The 15,325-nt window shown below is 69.8% G+C and carries 13 protein-coding genes; 4 read left to right on the forward strand and 9 right to left on the reverse strand.

Annotated elements, in window-relative coordinates:
• Positions 1-77 precede the first annotated feature (77 nt).
• Positions 78-947, reverse strand: a complete 870-nt coding sequence (locus ACFYZS_RS04715) for an MBL fold metallo-hydrolase (RefSeq protein ID WP_389006842.1) — start codon at positions 945-947, stop codon at positions 78-80.
• Between the two features lie 1,383 nt (positions 948-2,330).
• Positions 2,331-3,551, reverse strand: a complete 1,221-nt coding sequence (locus ACFYZS_RS04720) for an alpha/beta hydrolase family protein (RefSeq protein ID WP_389006845.1) — start codon at positions 3,549-3,551, stop codon at positions 2,331-2,333.
• A gap of 346 nt (positions 3,552-3,897) precedes the next feature.
• Here ACFYZS_RS04720 and ACFYZS_RS04725 point away from each other — a divergent pair, with 346 nt between their 5' ends.
• From ACFYZS_RS04725 to ACFYZS_RS04735, 3 genes are all read left to right on the forward strand, one after another.
• Entirely contained in the window at positions 3,898-4,308 is a 411-nt protein-coding gene (locus ACFYZS_RS04725) for a RidA family protein (RefSeq protein WP_373040821.1), read from the forward strand.
• A 153-nt stretch (positions 4,309-4,461) separates the two neighbouring features.
• A complete protein-coding gene (locus ACFYZS_RS04730) occupies positions 4,462-5,133 on the forward strand; it encodes an SMI1/KNR4 family protein (protein WP_389006847.1) in 672 nt (223 codons plus the stop codon).
• 127 nt (positions 5,134-5,260) lie between these two features.
• Complete coding sequence (locus ACFYZS_RS04735; protein WP_389006850.1) at positions 5,261-5,920, forward strand: DUF3105 domain-containing protein; 660 nt, start codon at positions 5,261-5,263, stop codon at positions 5,918-5,920.
• Positions 5,921-6,214: 294 nt separating this feature from the next.
• Here ACFYZS_RS04735 and ACFYZS_RS04740 read toward each other — a convergent pair whose 3' ends face one another.
• The 7 genes from ACFYZS_RS04740 to ACFYZS_RS04770 form a co-directional block, all read right to left on the reverse strand.
• Positions 6,215-7,723, reverse strand: coding sequence for an alpha/beta fold hydrolase (locus ACFYZS_RS04740; protein ID WP_389006852.1), 1,509 nt, complete (start codon positions 7,721-7,723; stop codon positions 6,215-6,217).
• A 44-nt stretch (positions 7,724-7,767) separates the two neighbouring features.
• The gene (locus tag ACFYZS_RS04745) at positions 7,768-9,264 is read right to left on the reverse strand and encodes an MFS transporter (RefSeq protein ID WP_389006855.1); all 1,497 of its coding nucleotides are present in this window, start codon (positions 9,262-9,264) and stop codon (positions 7,768-7,770) included.
• A gap of 113 nt (positions 9,265-9,377) precedes the next feature.
• Complete coding sequence (locus tag ACFYZS_RS04750) at positions 9,378-10,715, reverse strand: carotenoid oxygenase family protein (RefSeq protein ID WP_389006857.1); 1,338 nt, start codon at positions 10,713-10,715, stop codon at positions 9,378-9,380.
• 467 nt (positions 10,716-11,182) lie between these two features.
• Positions 11,183-11,770, reverse strand: a complete 588-nt coding sequence (locus tag ACFYZS_RS04755) for a LuxR C-terminal-related transcriptional regulator (RefSeq protein ID WP_389007536.1) — start codon at positions 11,768-11,770, stop codon at positions 11,183-11,185.
• 74 nt (positions 11,771-11,844) lie between these two features.
• Positions 11,845-13,020, reverse strand: a complete 1,176-nt coding sequence (locus ACFYZS_RS04760) for a sensor histidine kinase (protein WP_389006860.1) — start codon at positions 13,018-13,020, stop codon at positions 11,845-11,847.
• A gap of 32 nt (positions 13,021-13,052) precedes the next feature.
• Positions 13,053-13,832, reverse strand: a complete 780-nt coding sequence (locus ACFYZS_RS04765) for a hypothetical protein (protein ID WP_389006863.1) — start codon at positions 13,830-13,832, stop codon at positions 13,053-13,055.
• Positions 13,829-14,686, reverse strand: coding sequence for an ATP-binding cassette domain-containing protein (locus tag ACFYZS_RS04770; protein ID WP_389006866.1), 858 nt, complete (start codon positions 14,684-14,686; stop codon positions 13,829-13,831). The genes ACFYZS_RS04765 and ACFYZS_RS04770 overlap by 4 nt, the downstream gene beginning before the upstream one ends.
• A 353-nt stretch (positions 14,687-15,039) precedes the next feature.
• Between ACFYZS_RS04770 and ACFYZS_RS04775 the strand changes: the two genes are divergently transcribed.
• Positions 15,040-15,237 carry a PLD nuclease N-terminal domain-containing protein gene (locus tag ACFYZS_RS04775; protein ID WP_389006869.1) on the forward strand — a complete coding sequence of 66 codons (198 nt, stop codon included), beginning with the start codon at positions 15,040-15,042 and terminating at the stop codon, positions 15,235-15,237.
• Positions 15,238-15,325: the final 88 nt, after the last annotated feature.

Here is a 15,325-nt window from a genome sequence, read left to right on the forward strand (position 1 = left end):
GGCTTCTCTCCACCGAGACTCCGGATTGAGACACTGTGGCCGGTGTCGTGAGGCGCTCCTCTGGTCGGTCGGTCCCTTCACCAGCGAACGGCGGTGAAGTCAACCGGGCGAGGCTGCAGCTGGCGGGTGCGCTCTGCCAGTGTCCTCAAGCGCCGTGACATCTCGTCGGCGGACAGCCGGCGGCGATCGCCGTGGCCCGGCAGAAGCCATTCGAACCGGAGCCGTCCGGCCGTCCTGGCCAGTGAGATCGCCAATTCCTCAATGGAGTACCAGGTCACACTGTCCGCGACTTCCAGATCGCCGGTGGTGCGTGACCAGTAGAAGCTGTCCCCGCTGAAGCAGTACCGGTCGTCCGCGAGGTAGAGCACGCTGCCCTGAGTGTGGCCGGGCAGCGGGTGGGCGATGACTCCCTCACCGATCTCCAGAGGCTCGAGGCCCCGGATCACCTCGTCCGCGTCCGGCGCCGCATCGAGGTCGCCCTCGTGGATCCACAACCTGGCGCCGAAATGGTCCGCGTAGCGGCGGCCGTGTGCAGCGTGATCGCGGTGGGTGAGCAGGACGTCGGTGATCGGACCCACTGCCGCGTAACGTTCGGCGAGTTCACGGCTCCAGCGCGGTGTGTCGATCATCATGACCGTACGGGAAGGCCGCAGAAGCAAGTAGGAATTGGCCCCGGCCGTGTGTTTCGAGTTGTGCCCACACAGCAGCACGCCGCTGTCCAAGGCCATCGGAAAGGGGTCGAGTCGCTGGTCCGGCCGCCCGGAGGAGGGCCGGATCGAACGGGTGGGGCAGGCGAAGACGGCTGCGTGTAAGTCCCGTGTTTCCTTTTCATCTCGCGGCGGGCGCAGGATCTGGGACCTTCCAGCAGCCTCGCCGATCAGATCGGGTGCGAGCTGTCGTGCGACATCGCAGTTGAAGCAGCGCTCATCCACATACCAGCCGTCCACGGCACGTGTCCTTCCAGGGGGCAACGCCCCGATCGGGGGCGCCTTTCAGGAATACCCCACCCGCGTCAGGAACCGGTAGGCCCTGCCAATCTTGTACTTCCGGCCCCAACGCGATCTCCCGACCCGGTCGGTGCCAAGGTCATGTCGCCGTGAGACGCGGATCTGCAAGGGCACTTGGACCCACGAGCAGAAATCCCGCCTGGCGCAGTCAATAGACCAGCGCTTCACGGTCCGGACCGGGAAAAGCCCAGGTCGCGAACGAGGGGCGGGGTACGGGTACGAGGTACTCAAGAGCGGGTTCCTCTCGGCGAGCGGCACCTGTAGTGAACCGTTTCGCCGACCCGGCAGTCCCGCCGACACACAGCAGCACACGGACGCCACAAGCAGGCACCAGATAGCCCCGCGGCCTGGGCAGCGAGGATCCCGGAAGGATGCGGCACAGTGCTGCAGGGCGCCTTCCCTCGGGTAACGCGAGGAAAGAGTTCTCAGTGCCGGTGTCGGGCCGCAACAGGTGCGGTCCCGACAGGGTTACGCCACTGCTTCAACGGTCACCGTGATGGCTCGTCCGTGTAGGTGAAGCGCCAGGATCTCCATCTCGACGAGCGTACCGATGAGACCGGTCTCGGCGAGTTCCGCGGCCTGCGCTCTGGCCTCGCCCGGGGACAGTGCCCGCGCACCGCGGAGGGCTTGCAACACGGGAACGATGCTCGGCACGTCTCCAGAGAGGCGAAGCCGCGTGGGCCCGTGCGCTTGCAGCAAGGCCTGCCGAATGTGCTCGGGCGTGACGGGCCCACTGTCCTGCTCGCACCACCCATTCGGGCAGTCCGCGCATCGTCCTTCGGTGCCCCAGCAGAGCATGCCGCGGTGGAAGAACTGGCCGACGTCGCAGGTCGTCGTTCCTCCGCATGCACTGCACCGGCCGGTGACCTGTACTCCTTGCGTGATCACAGGGGCTCCTCAGCGTCTTGGGGCAGTGCTGAGGGGATCCTGCCGGAGAAGTCGGCTTCGGTCGATCAGGTTTGCGATCGGGGAGAAGCCCTGGCTGACGGTTGCCGCTGGTGGCGTGAGCTCCTGGTGCCGCGGGAGCCGAACGCGACGCACGGCCTGTGTTGCCTTTGGACCTGGGCGGGGCGTCTTCGCTGGTCGCGGGCTTGTCCAACAGCACCTTGGAGACGCCTTGGACGCCTCCCGGCCGGCCGGGACGCCCTTTCGGGCGTCCCGGCTCATGAGCCTAGGCAACCGCGGCCCAGCCGCGGATGATGGCGGGGCGGCGCCTCGGCGCGGCCCATGCGGCACGATCCTCACCAACAACTCCCCCACCCGACCCGACCCGCCGTCTCCGGCGACGGCGGTCGTGCGGGGCACCCGGGCTTCCACGGCAGGTCAGGCTGCGGCAGCGAGGGTGTCGTCGAGCCAGTCGTAGATGCGGGCGATGGACAGGCGCATCGCACCGGGGTGGCAGTGCGCGCCGGCGCCTTCCTCCGTGGTGAACAGCATGAGGGTCCTGGGGCAGGTCAGGTGGTCGTAGAGCTGCTCGGGCTGGCCCTTGAAGAACATGTCCTCCTCGGCGTCGCACACGAGGGTGGGGCACTGGATCCGCTCGGCGATCCCCCCGGCGAGGGTGTAGTCCAGGTAGGAGGCGTTGAAGGCGCGGGGGGTTTCCACGCCCATGACGTACATGCCGTGGTTGATCGCCCAGCGCGCGATCGGGTCCTTGGTCATGGCCTGCTCGAAGGCGGCGTCGATTTCCGGAGCGGACTCGGCGCGCAGGAGCCGTTCGGCCTCCTCGCGGGTGCCGGGAACGTTGCGTACGACGGTCTGGCCGAGGTCGTAGAGACCGTCCACGGCGATCAGCGCGGCCAGGCGGTGCTCGAAGGCGGCAGCCCGGGGGGCGAGGATGCCGCCCATGCTGACGCCGAGGAGCGCGATACGACTGTCGTCGACCTCGGGAAGGGTCTCTGCGAAGTCCACCACGGGCGTGATCACGTTCTCCCAGTCCGGGCGGAAGACCAGGCCCTGGTGGTGACGCGGGCCCGGCATGCCGGGGCCGTCGAATGTCAGCACGTTGTAACCGCGCTCGACAGCGGCCATCGCCCCGAAGAAGTGCAGCTCCTCCGCGGTGCCGTCGAAACCGTTGTGCATGATCAGCGTCGGCCGGGGCGTCCCCGAGTCGTCGACCCGGTAGAAGTAGCCGGGCAGGGTCGTGTCCTCGTAGGGGATCTCGACCGGCTCGATGGCCGGGGTGAACAGCTCCGCCGCCGCCTTGAAGCAGGCCACCGAGCGGTCGTAGGCGTAGTCGTGGCGCGGGTCGCAGGGGTGACCGTGCAGGAAGAACTCCGCCGAACGGTAGTAGTTCGAGGCGCGCAGGAAACCGTCACGGGCACTGATGCGGTGACCGGCCGCCAGCGCCTCCTGCGCCTCCTGCGACACACGGTCCGCGGTAGCCATCCACTCGACGTACCAGCTGTCGTAGTCACCCTCGATGATCCGCTCACCGGTGGAGACCACCTCGCCGAAGTCCGCACCGCCATAAGCGATGTGGCTCATCGACCGCAGGGTCTCGTACCAGAACTGGATGTTGTTCGGGAACAGCAGCTGCTTCATCGGAATCTCCCATGATGTGAAGCGACGATGTGCGCTTCTCGGTCCTTGGCGAGCACGTTCGCTCGGGCCCTCGGCGCCACCTTCGTGGTGCGCTCTCCGGCGTGATCCAAGATTCCGACGGACCGCTGTCCACCTGCCAGGCCACACGGAGACGATGGCTGTCCACCCCTGTCCGCAGCTGTCCGCCCCTCCACTGTGGGAGGCGGTCGGCGCTCCCCCTCTGCGCCCTTCCCGTCACTCGCGGCAGTGGCCATCCCGTGAGTCGACGGGCCAGGAAATGAGTCGAATGTGGAGTCGCTCTTTGAGAAGGTCCTGAGTGTCCCGGAACTGCTGCGGAAGGAAGCCCGTGCCGCGTGCTGTCACATTGATTCGCTCTGCCTCCCTGTCCGATGTTGCGGAGTACGCCTACGCGGCCACGGCCCCGGCCGAGTCACGGCTGATCTTCCTGGCCGGAGCATGTCCTCTGAATGAGGATGGCTCCACTGCGGCGATCGGGGACGTCGCGGGGCAGGCGGCCAGGGCTGTGGAGAACATGCGGACCGCTCTGACGGACTCGGGCGCGTCACTGCACGATGTCATCAGCACCCGTGTTCTCGTTGCCTCTCACCGGCGGGAGGACCTGGTGACGGCGTGGGAGGTCGTCCGGGACGCGTTCGGTGACCACGACGTGCCCAGCACATTGATGGGTGTCACCGTGCTCGGCTATGACGGCCAGCTCGTGGAGATCGAAGCCATCGCCGCCGTGCTTGATTCCTGAGCCGACGGGCCATCCCTCACCGACGATCTGGCGGATTCCGTGCCCGCACGGATCCACAGGGCAGCCGACGGCAGAAACGGCTTCCAACTGGACACCGACTTCCCCGACCCGACCCGACCACGCGGCCCAGCAGCGACGCCGCCGAGGCACCCCGTGACCGACCTGAGCGCCCTCACCCGGATCTGCCCGGCTCCCAGCCCGGCCATGCACATCGCCTGGGAGCACGTCGAATCCGCCCTCGGTATGACACTGCCCACCGACTACAAGCAGCTCGCGGATCACTACGGCCCCGGCGCCTTCTGTACCTACATCCACATCTACCACCCCCACGGGCCGACCGAGTTCGTCAACCTCACGGGCCCCATGCCGGCCCGTATCCGCGCATACCTGCGCAAGGACTTCGACCAAGGCACCCACCCCGTCCCCTACGACCCGGGACGGCTCTTCGCCATCGGCGGCACCGACAACGGTGAACACATCTTCTGGATCACCGACCCCGTCCAGGAACCCGACCGCTGGCGGATCGCGGTCAACGAAGCCCGCGGCCCGCAATGGTTCACCTTCGACGGCACCCTCGCCGACTTCCTCGCCTCCGTGCTCAGCGGGCAGACCAAGGTCCCCCAGTTCCCCCGCGACCTCCTCGCGGGCGGCCCGTCCTTCACTCCCTCACACCCGGTCCTGTGGAAACCCGAACCGATCCCCGACCAGCCCCCGGTCGACACAGCCGCCATCCGCGCATGGGCCCGGGCCAACGGCTACTGCGTCCCTGCCCACGGACGAATCCCCTTCCAAGTCCGCGAGGCATGGGACCGCCACAGCAGCTGAACACCGCCGCCCCGAACAATGACGTCCGGCCTTCGTCGCCACGCTCGAACATTCGCACGTCACCTTATAGGCGACATCCATTCCAAGGTGCCCGATACCGGTCTCTTCTCCCGCGTACATTCCGGCTATGACACAGAATCAGAAATGGAACGCGTCGTCATCGATCGGTGGGCCGAGGGACGAGGCGGCTCGGACTGCACGGCTCAAGCGGCGGCTGGCGGCAGTGACCACGGCCGTGGCGGCCGGCGCCGTGATCGTCGGCGCCACGGCGATCGCCTCGGCTCACGAAGAACCCCACACCACCCGCGCGGCCGCAAGGAGCATCCACTCCGGCAAAGTCAACATCCCGGGCGAACAGGTCTACGACATCCCGCAGCGTCACCACGTGCTGGAGCCGGTGGACTATTCCAGCGGCCCGACCCCGCCCGTGGGCGGCCCGCATCACCCGACCTGGCAGAACGCGAACGGCGACGTGTACGACCAGCCGCTGCGCAACGAGCACGCCGTGCACTCCCTGGAACACGGCGTCGTATGGGTGACGTACGCCCGGTACGTACCACAGCGAGTGGTGGACGCACTCACGAAGAAGGTCGCGGGCATGCCCTATCGCATGATGAGTCCGGTTCCCGGCCAGGACGCACCGGTCAAGCTGACCGCCTGGGGCCGTCAGCTGTCCGTCACCTCCGCCGACGACCCACGGGTGGACCGATTCTTCGCGGCCTACGTCCAGGGACCGCAGTCACCCGAACCGGAAGGACCCGTCACCGGCGGCAGGACGACTCCCTGAACGAGGCAAAGCCCCGCTCACGAAGAAGCCACCACCAGCCACAGCCCGTCCGGGATGACTGTCCCGCCTGGGTCGCCGAACCGGGCCGCGTTGTCGGAGGGTGAGCGCCTGCCAAAGACGTCTGCGTGACGTGGCGGCCTGAACTTTTCAGAGGCCGTTCGGCCAGGGCGGGAGCACCGTACACCGCAAAGGGGCGCGCAGTTGTGGAGACAGCGCGATCGGCGGCCCGGCTCATCAGGTGTGAATGAGCCAGGCCGCCGATTCGTCTCGCCGGGGAGTGGTGGAGTACGGGACTCAGTCGGTGCAGGTGGTGCCGGGCGCGGGCAGCGTGCGGGTGGTGAGGTAGCGGTTGGTCGCGTCCTGGACGCACTTGGAGACCAGGAACATGCTGTAGTCGTCGCCTTCCCGGCTGAGGACGACGCTGCCCGGCAGCTGGGCCGCCATGGCCGGACCGGCGCTGTGCGGGGCGAGGGCCTGGTGGGTGGACTGGACGATCAGCGCGGGCGGCGCGCCGTGGACCGGGGCGCCGGCCTTGACCGGCTGTGCCGGTGCGGGCCAGCCGAGGCAGCCGGCGAGGGCCTTGTACGAGCGTACGGCCCCGCCCAGGTGCGGGGAGATGCGGGCGAGTTCGTTCTGCAGGCCGGCGAGCTGGGCGAGGGTGCGCACCGGTCGTGCGTTGTCGAGGCAGGCGGGCACCTGTACCTGGACCTGGTCGAGGGTGTCGTCCGGGTCGTGGGTGAAGTCCGTGGTGTCCGGGCCCTTGGTGAAGTCGGCCGCATCCTTCTTCTCCGTGGCCCTGACGATGGCGTTGGCCAGCTCCGGCCAGGTGAGGAAGGAGACGTTCAAGTAGTCCTGAGTGGCCTCCCGGATGTCCTCACCGGTCAGCGGCTCGTGGGCCCTTCCCTTGGTCGGGATGGGGTCGCGGTCGGCGCCGGCGACGAGGGCGTCGTACTCGGCCGCGACGTCCTTGCCGTGCAGAGCGCAGTCCTTCGAGGCCTGGCACCAGGCGACGAAGCGGTTGAAGGCCGTCTCGGCGGTGGCCGCCTCCGCCTTGACCCGCTCGAGCGGCGACGTGGTGTCGTCGAGCGCGGTGTCGAGGACCATGGTGCGCAGTCTGCCCGGGTAGAGCTTGGCGTAGGTGCGGCCGAGGAGGGTGCTGTAGTGGATGCCGTACCAGTTGACCTGGCGCTCGCCGAGTCCGATGCGTACCGCTTCGAAGTCCTTGGCGGTGCTGGTCAGGTCGACGTGCTTGACGAGGGGGCCGTTGCGGCGCAGACAGTCCGCGGCGAAGGCCTGGTTGTGGCGGACGAGCGTGTCGTAGGCCGCCTGGTCCTTGGGGAAGTGGCTGACTCCGGCGGGCTTGGGGGCCTCCGCGCACAGGATCGGGCTGCTGTGTCCGATGCCTCGCGGGTCCACCGCGACGATGTCGAACTTCCGGGTCATGTCCCCGCCGATGGCGGGCAGTCCGGCGTGCATCGCCAGGCGCAGTTGTTCGATCGAGGAGCCGCCGGCGCCGTCGTTGAGCAGCAGGGTTCCCTGGCGGTGGGCCTTGTCGTCGGCGGGTCTGCGGACCATGGCGAGGGTGAGCCTGTCGGCGTCGGGGTGGGACCAGTCGACCGGCACGCTCATCGTTCCGCACTCCATGTTCTTGAAGTCGGTGTCGGCGCAGGCGTGCCAGGCGATGCCGCTCGTGGAGGGCTGGGGGGCGCCCTCTTGCGGCTGGGCGAATGCGGTGGTGGCGGCGGTGGCCAGCAGGGCGGTCACGGCTGCGGTCCAGGCGGCGTACGTGCGGGTTCTTGTCATGTCACTGTTCCTTGTGGGGTGGTGATCGGTGGTCCGGTGGTTGTTCAGCCCTGGGGTTGGGCGTCGTTGAGGGTGGTGCCCGGGAGGGTGGGCCGGGGGGCGTCGATGGTGGTCCGTGGGCCGGTGCGGCGTGTGAGGAGAAGAGCGAGGAGGGCCGTGGAGGCCAGCACCGCGGCCGAGACGGTGAACGCGGTCCGGTAACCGGCGGTGAGTGCCTCCACGTGCGGTTCGTGCAGCGCGGCGTGTGTGGTGACCGAGCCGGCCAGGGTTGCGAGGGCGGCGAGTCCGATGGCGCCGCCGACCTGGCGGGTGGTGTTCACCAGTGCCCCGGCCAGGCCCACGTCCTGTGGCGGGACGCCTTCGACGGCTAAGGCGGTGAGCTGGACGAAGGCGATGCTGAGGCCGAGCCCCACCAGGATGCTCGGGCCGAGGATGTCGGCGAGGTAGCTGCCGTCGGAGCTGATCCGGGACAGCCACAGCAGTCCGGCGGCCTCGGCGAGCAGGGCGCCGGTCACGGTCGCGGTGGCACCGAAGCGGCGGGACAGGCGCGGCGCGAGGGTGGAGCCGTACATGTTCGCGGCGGCGAGCGGGAGCTGACCGGCGCCGGTGGCCAAGGGGCCGGATCCGAGGACCTGTTGCTGGTAGAGCGGGAGGAAGAAGAACAGGGCGATCCATACGGAACCGAGCAGTGCCATCAGCAGGTTGCCGGCGGCGACCCGGCCTGTGGTGAACAGCCTCGGCGGTATCAGGGCATCGGGGCGGCGCAGCTCGATCACGGCGAAGCCGGCGAGCAGCGCGATGGCAGCGCCGAGGGCGGCGAGCACCCGGGCGTCCGTCCAACCGGCGCCGCGCGCGGTGGTCAGTGCCCAGACCAGGCAGGTCAGGGCGAGGGTGACGGCGGTGGTGCCCAGCAGGTCGAACCGTCCGGACTGACGTGCGTCCGCGGCCGGCACGAGAGCGGCCACCGCGGCCAGGACCAGTGCCGATCCGAGTGCGACGGTGTGGAAGATCCAGGGCCAGCCCCACGCCTGGGTCAGCACTCCGCCCAGCAGGACGCCGCCCGCTCCTCCTGCGCCGGATACCGCTCCCCATACGCCGAGTGCTTTGCCGCGTCCGGCGCCCGAGGGGAACTGCTGCATTGCCAGGGCGAGCGCGGCCGGGGCGGTGGCTGCGGCGCCGACCCCCTGAGCGGCGCGGGCCGCGATCAGCACGCCCGGGGTGGCGGCCAGTCCTGCCGCCAGTGAGGCCCCGGCGAACAGGGCCAGGCCCGCGATCAGGACGCGGCGCCGGCCGAGGAGGTCGGCCGCTCGGCCGCCCGCCAGGAGCAATGCCCCGAATGCCAGGCCGTAGGCGTTGACCACCCACGTGGTTCCGGTGTCCGAGAGGCCGACCCCGGTACGGATCTGAGGGAGCGCCACGTTGACGATGGAGGTGGCGAGCATGACGGCGAACTGGCTCGCGGCCAGCGCGGCCAGTACGGCACCACGGCGGAGGGTAGGGCGGTGGGCGGGCGGACCGCCCCGGAAGAATCGGTGGTTCATGCTGGTCCGGTCCATGGGGGTGTGGGGACCGGGGCCGCCGGTGAGACGGACGGCGGCCCCGGTGGCTCGGGGCGGGGGAAGGGGGGAAGGGGGACGAAGGTCCGGCGGAGCGGTCAGGAGGGCAGTTCGGTGTCGGGGATCCAGTGGCCGTGGATGCCGGCGGGCACCCTGCGGGGAAGTTCGACGGCGGCGACGGTGCTCAGGTCGCCCGCGTCCAGGACGAGGAGTTCCGAGGTGTCGGCTTTGACGTCGCTGACGATGGTGAGCAGGTAGCCGTCGTCCTCGGCGGTCCCGCCCTCGGCGGGTGCGAAGACGGCTTCGCCGGGCATCCGGCCCTCGCCGTGCGCGAACAGCCGCTGCTCGCCGGTGCGTGAGTCGAGCTTGGCGGTGTGGTAGCCCGACAGGCCCGCGCCGGGGAAGGCGATGGCGTAGCTGTAGCGGTAGTCCGCACCGGTGTGGGCGTCGTTGATCGCGGGGAACTCGGTGACCAGGTCGTTGAGGGATTCGGTGGTGACCGTGCCGGTGGCGGGGTCGATGACCCAGCGGTGGAAGGTCGAGCCGGCGTTGGGGGTGGTGCCGTAGCCGGGAGCTCCGACCCACCACTTCCACGAGCTCTCCCAGGCGGAACGGTCGAAGCGGGGTGCTTCGAGGACGATCCGGCCTCGTGCGTCGGTGTAGGCGTTGGCGACGTGCAGCAGCACGGCCTGGTCAGGCACCTCGAACCAGGTGGTCCTGCCTCCGGCGCGCGGGAGCACGCCGATGCGCAGCGGGACGTCGTCGTGCCAGCGGTAGGGGATGCCGGACTGCTCCGCGTGGTCGAAGACCACCGGCGAGTCGATGAAGACGACGTGCTCGCGGGTGATGGCGAAGTCGTGCATGAGCGACGGGCCGGCGCCCTCGACGATCTGCGACCTGACGATGGCGCCGGAAGCGTCGGCCACGTAGTGGGTCAGGTGCGGCGGGAAGGGGCTGTAGCTGAAGAAGTGCAGCTCACCGGTCTCCGGATCCTCCTTCGGGTGGGCGGTCATCGCGCTGGTGAGCTTGCCGCCGAAGTCGTACACGCCGATCGTGTCGAGGTCGGCGCTGACCTCCCAGGGCAGGTTGGCCTCCTGGAGTGCCAGGTAGCGACCGCCGTGGAAGATGATGTTGGTGGCGGCGGCGCTGACTTCGAGTTCGGTCCCGGTGAAGGGGACGCCGTCCAGGAAGGGGGTCTTCACCCAGCGGTTGCGGTACCACTCGGCGCGGCCGTCCTTGAGCCGGATGCCGTGGAGCATGCCCTCGCCCCGGAACCAGTGGGTGGGGGTGACACCCGGCTTGGGGTTGTGGCCGTTGCGGAAGTAGCGGCCGTTCAGCTCGGGCGGGAGAGTGCCCCGCACCCGCAGTTCACGGCCCGTGATCTCGTCGGTGACGGGGGAAAAGTGCTCGCTGATGTAGGGCTTGTCGAGAGTCATGGCCATTCTTTCCGGGTCGAGAAGGCCGAGATGAGTGTCGGCCGGTTCCGTTCGAACACCCGTATCGTCGTCCGGAGCCGCCGTCGGTCACGTCCGTCTTTCCGCTCGTGGCGGGTTACCCGAAAGTCGTACTCGGCCTGCCCGGTCGTGTGACGCTTCGCCAAAGGGGCTGGGACGAAGCGGGCGTCGGGGGGTGGATCGGGCGTGCCGGTGTCGAGGCCGAAAGCGATCCCCGGCGCTGTGCGGTGCGGCTGGGGCAACGCCATGGTGCGAGCCACTGGTGCAGCGCGGGCGCCAGGGAGGCGAGGGGGCGGCGGTGCGCTGCCCCCTCGCCGCCGTGGATGCGACAGCGGCCTCGCTGCTGGCCGACCGCCGCCTGGCAACCCGGCGCCGAGCCGAGGGCCACCGGCCGGGGCCGTCGCCGTGGTCGCCTCGCCGGCGGCAGTTCCTGCCCGGCCGCGGCGGGGTCAGGCGAGTTGGGCGTCGTGGGCGATGATCGCGACCTGGGTGCGGTTGGCCGCCTCGAGCTTGGTCATGATCCGTCCGATGTGGACCTTCACCGTCGACTCGCTCAGGTACAGGTCTCCGGCGATCTCTGCGTTGCTCAGGCCCCGCGCGACCGCAGCGGCGACCTCGCGTTCCCGGTCGGTGAGCGCGGTCAGCCGACGACGAGCCGTCTCCGCCGTGTCGTTGCCGGAGAAGGCGCTGAGCAGTCGCTTGGTGATGCGCGGCGACAGCATCGCCTCGCCGCGGGCCAGGACGTGCACGGCACGGGCCAGTTCCCGAGGCGGGGTGTCCTTGAGCAGGAAGCCCGCCGCGCCCGCGCGCAGCGCCGCGTGGACGTACTCGTCGAGGTCGAAGGTGGTGAGCACGCCGACCGCGGGCGGGTCGGGGGTGGCGAGCAGTCGTCTGGTGACTTCCAGGCCGTCGACGCGGGGCATTTGGATGTCGGTCAGCACTACCTGCGGACGGTGCCGGGCGACCAGGTCCACGGCGGTGTCCCCGTCGCTGCCCTCGGCGACCACTTCGATTTGCGGGTCGGCGTCGAGGATCATCCGTACGCCGCTGCGGACGAGTTCCTCGTCGTCGAGCAGGACGACCTTCACCGTGGAGCCGGGCTGGTCATCTATCACGCGGACTCCTTGGCGACGGTGGACACGAGCGGAAAGGCTGCGTGCACACGGTAGCCGCCCTCCAGGGTCGGGCCGGTGTGGAGGGTGCCCTGGACGAGCGTGACGCGTTCCCTCATGCCGAGCAGGCCGTAACCGGATCCGGGCACGGCGTGGCCGGCCGGGCGCTTGCCGCCGCGCCGGTTGGTCACGGTGAGCTGCAACTCGCCCTGCTCGTCGACGAGACGGATGTCGACGCGGGCGTGCGGGGCGTGTTTGGCCGCGTTGGTGAGGGCTTCCTGCGCTACTCGGTACACGGCTCGGCGCACGGCCCCGGTGACCACGGGGAGTTCCGCGGCCGCGTGCAGGTGGATGTTGGCGCCGGTGGCGACGCAGTCGCGCACCAGCGCGGCCACGTCCGCCTGTACGGAGCCGTCCGCCTGCACGCCGCGCACACCGTCCGCAGACTCCTGCTGGTCGTGGCGCAGGACGTTCAGGATTTCGCGCAGTTCCGTCAGGGCTTGGGCGCTGACGTGTCGGATGACCTCGGCGGTCTCGATCGTGCGTTCGTCGGAGGCGGTCACGCTCAGCGCGCCCGCCTGCAGGGCTATGGTGCTGACGCGGTGGGCGACCACGTCGTGCATCTCCCGGGCTATTCGCCGGCGCTCGGCGGCGACCGCCCGCTCGGCGAGCAGGTCCCGCTCCCGCTCGGCCTGCCGGGTGCGTTCACGCAGCGCGTCCAGCAACGTGTGCCGCTGGCGCATCCACAGCCCGGCCAGGACGGGGAGGGTCAACCAGGCGGTGGGGAAGAAGAGTTGGTAGAAGACACCGTCTTCCGGCGTCGGATCCCAGGCGACGATCACCGTGCCGGCCGCGGTGAGGAGGAAGGACAGCAGGGTGCGCCAGCGCCATCCCCACTGCCGGGCCACCGTGTAGCACACCACCACGGCCGGGAGGGCTCCCCAGCTCCAGCAGAACAGCGGCATCGCCATCACGGGCAGCCACGGGAAGCGACGGCGTACCAGCAGGGTCGGCAGAGCGACGAAGAAGGCGAGGAGCCTCCAGGGGCTGCCTCCGGTGGTGAGAGCCGGCACCGCGCATCCGGCCACCGCGGCGACGTCGAGGGCGAGATACGCGGGTCTGCTCTCCCACCAGGACAGCCAACGGCGGTCCGGTCGGGGGACGAAGATCTTCACCGGACCGGATCCTAGCCGGACGCGCCGGGCCGTCACAGGTCCCGTCGGCAGAACAGGACGCCGGCGGCGCTCAGCAGCACCGTGGTGAGGACGGCCAGCGGCAGCATCAGCAGCCACTGCGGTCCGCTTCCGTCGCCTGCCTGGGCCTGCGCCGCGGCCGCGCCGAACGGGGCCAGGTTCCGGCCGAAGCGGGTGGTCACGACCATCAGGTTCTCCAGCAGGACCGGCCAGAGGATCACCACGGCGATCGACAGTGTCGAGTTCCGGGTCAGCCCGGCCAGCGCCAGGCCCACCAGTGCGCACAGCACCGTATGGAGGACTCCGGCGCCCCCCATCGCGAGAGCTTCGGTCAGGGGGAGCGAGGTCTTTCCGAGTATCGGCACGCTCAGCGCGTTCACCAGCACCATGACCGCGGCGACAGCCGCGGTGACCGCGCCGGTCAGCGTCGCCTTCGCCAGCAGGATCCCGCGGCGGTCACCCAGCGTCAGCACGATCCGGGTGATGGTGCGGTGTCGATACTCCCCGCCCAGGGCGTTGACGCCGAACGCGGCCATGAGCACGAACCCGACGAGGGTCACACCCACCATGCCGCCGGCGAACTGACGCGGACCCGACGTCCCGTCCCGGCCCACCACCAGGTCGACCAGCACCTGCGCCGCCACCGCCGAGCCGCACAACACCCACGGGGTGCGCAGCGAGCGCAGGGCGACCCACTCATAGGACAAGGCCCGGCCGAACGCGCCGCCCCGGCCGGGCGCGGCAACGGGCGGCGGGGAGGCCGCATCGCAGGCGGGCGTGCTCCGGGCGGTCATGCGGCCGCTCCCCGGAACCGGGTCAGGTCCGCCGTGGCCGCGAGGAAGGCGTCCTCCAGACTGCTGCACCGCGTACGCAACTCCCGTACCGCCAGCTGATGCCGGGCGGCGACCGCGCCGACGCGTTCGGCGTCCAAACCGATCACGATCAGGGTGTCGGACTCATCCGCCCATGCCTGCGCTCCCTCCTGTCGCAGCAGGGCGGCCAGTTCGGCCGAGCGGTCGGCGCGTACGACGACCTCGGAGCGGGTGTGGGCGGCAACGAATTCCTCGACCGGCTGCGCGGCGATCAGTCGGCCCCGTCCGATCACCACCAGGTCCTCGGCGAGCGTGGCCATCTCCGACAGCAGGTGCGAGGAGGCGAACACGACCCGCCCCTCCTCGGCGAGCCTGACGAGCAGGCGACGCATCCAGTGCACGCCCTCCGGATCGAGGCCGTTGGTCGGCTCGTCCAGGATCAGGTACTCCGGATCGCCCAGGAGCGCCGTGGCCAGCCCCAGCCGTTGCCGCATGCCCAGGCTGAGGCCACCGGTGCGGTGGTGACGTACGTCGTCGAGGCCCACCAGGGACAGCACTTCCCGTACCCGCCGATCCGGCAGGCCCGCGCCGGCGGCGACCATCCGCAGGTGGTGGTGGGCACTCCGGGCCGGGTGCACGGCGCCCGCGTCCAGCAGCGAACCAACCGTCCCGACCGGGCAGCCGATTTCCGCGTATCGGAAACCGTCGAAGGTGGTGCTCCCCTCCCCGGTGTCCAGCCCGAGCATCAGACGCATCGTCGTCGACTTGCCGGAGCCGTTCGGCCCGAGGAATCCCGTGACCACCCCCGGCCGCACCGTGAACGACAGACCGTCCACGGCAAGCGTGTCGCCGTACCGTTTCCGCAACCCCTGCACCCGCATCACGCCGTTCCCGTTCCCTTCCACCGGTACTCGCCCCCATTGGACGAACGGTCTCCACACTCCGCCACACCCTCGGGGCGGGGCATCACACCACCGGGCAGGCCCGGTACGACTTTCGGGTGACCCGCAACGAGCGGAAAGACGAACGCGAACGGAAGCGGCGCGCGGCGACGATACGGGCGGTCGAACGGAAATGACCGACACAACGCCCACCAAGGAACACGCCGATGAACGCGCTCGCCGCCGTACAACCCGCCCATCTCCAAGCCATGGGAGACACGGGCCGCCTCGCATTGGCCGGAGGAGCGATGGCCATCGCTCTGGCCACCGCGCTCGCAGCCCTCCTCCTCGCGGTCGCAGCCCTGTTGAGCGTCCTACGCTCCGAGCACTGCAACGCCGCGAAGGCCCTGTGGGTGGTAATCGTCCTCGCAGCCCCCTTCCTCGGCAGCCTCGTATGGTTCGCCCTCGGACGCCGCGGCACCGAACACCGCAAGGCATCCCGCTGACCGACCACCGGGCACGGCCGTCGTCTGCGTAGCTGACGCTGTCGGGGTTCTTGGAGGCTCGCAGGCCAGGTTCGCCGGCCTGCCATCG

Origin of the sequence: Streptomyces sp. NPDC001903 (genome assembly GCF_042891345.1) — a bacterium.
Taxonomy (GTDB): Bacteria; Actinomycetota; Actinomycetes; order Streptomycetales; family Streptomycetaceae; genus Streptomyces.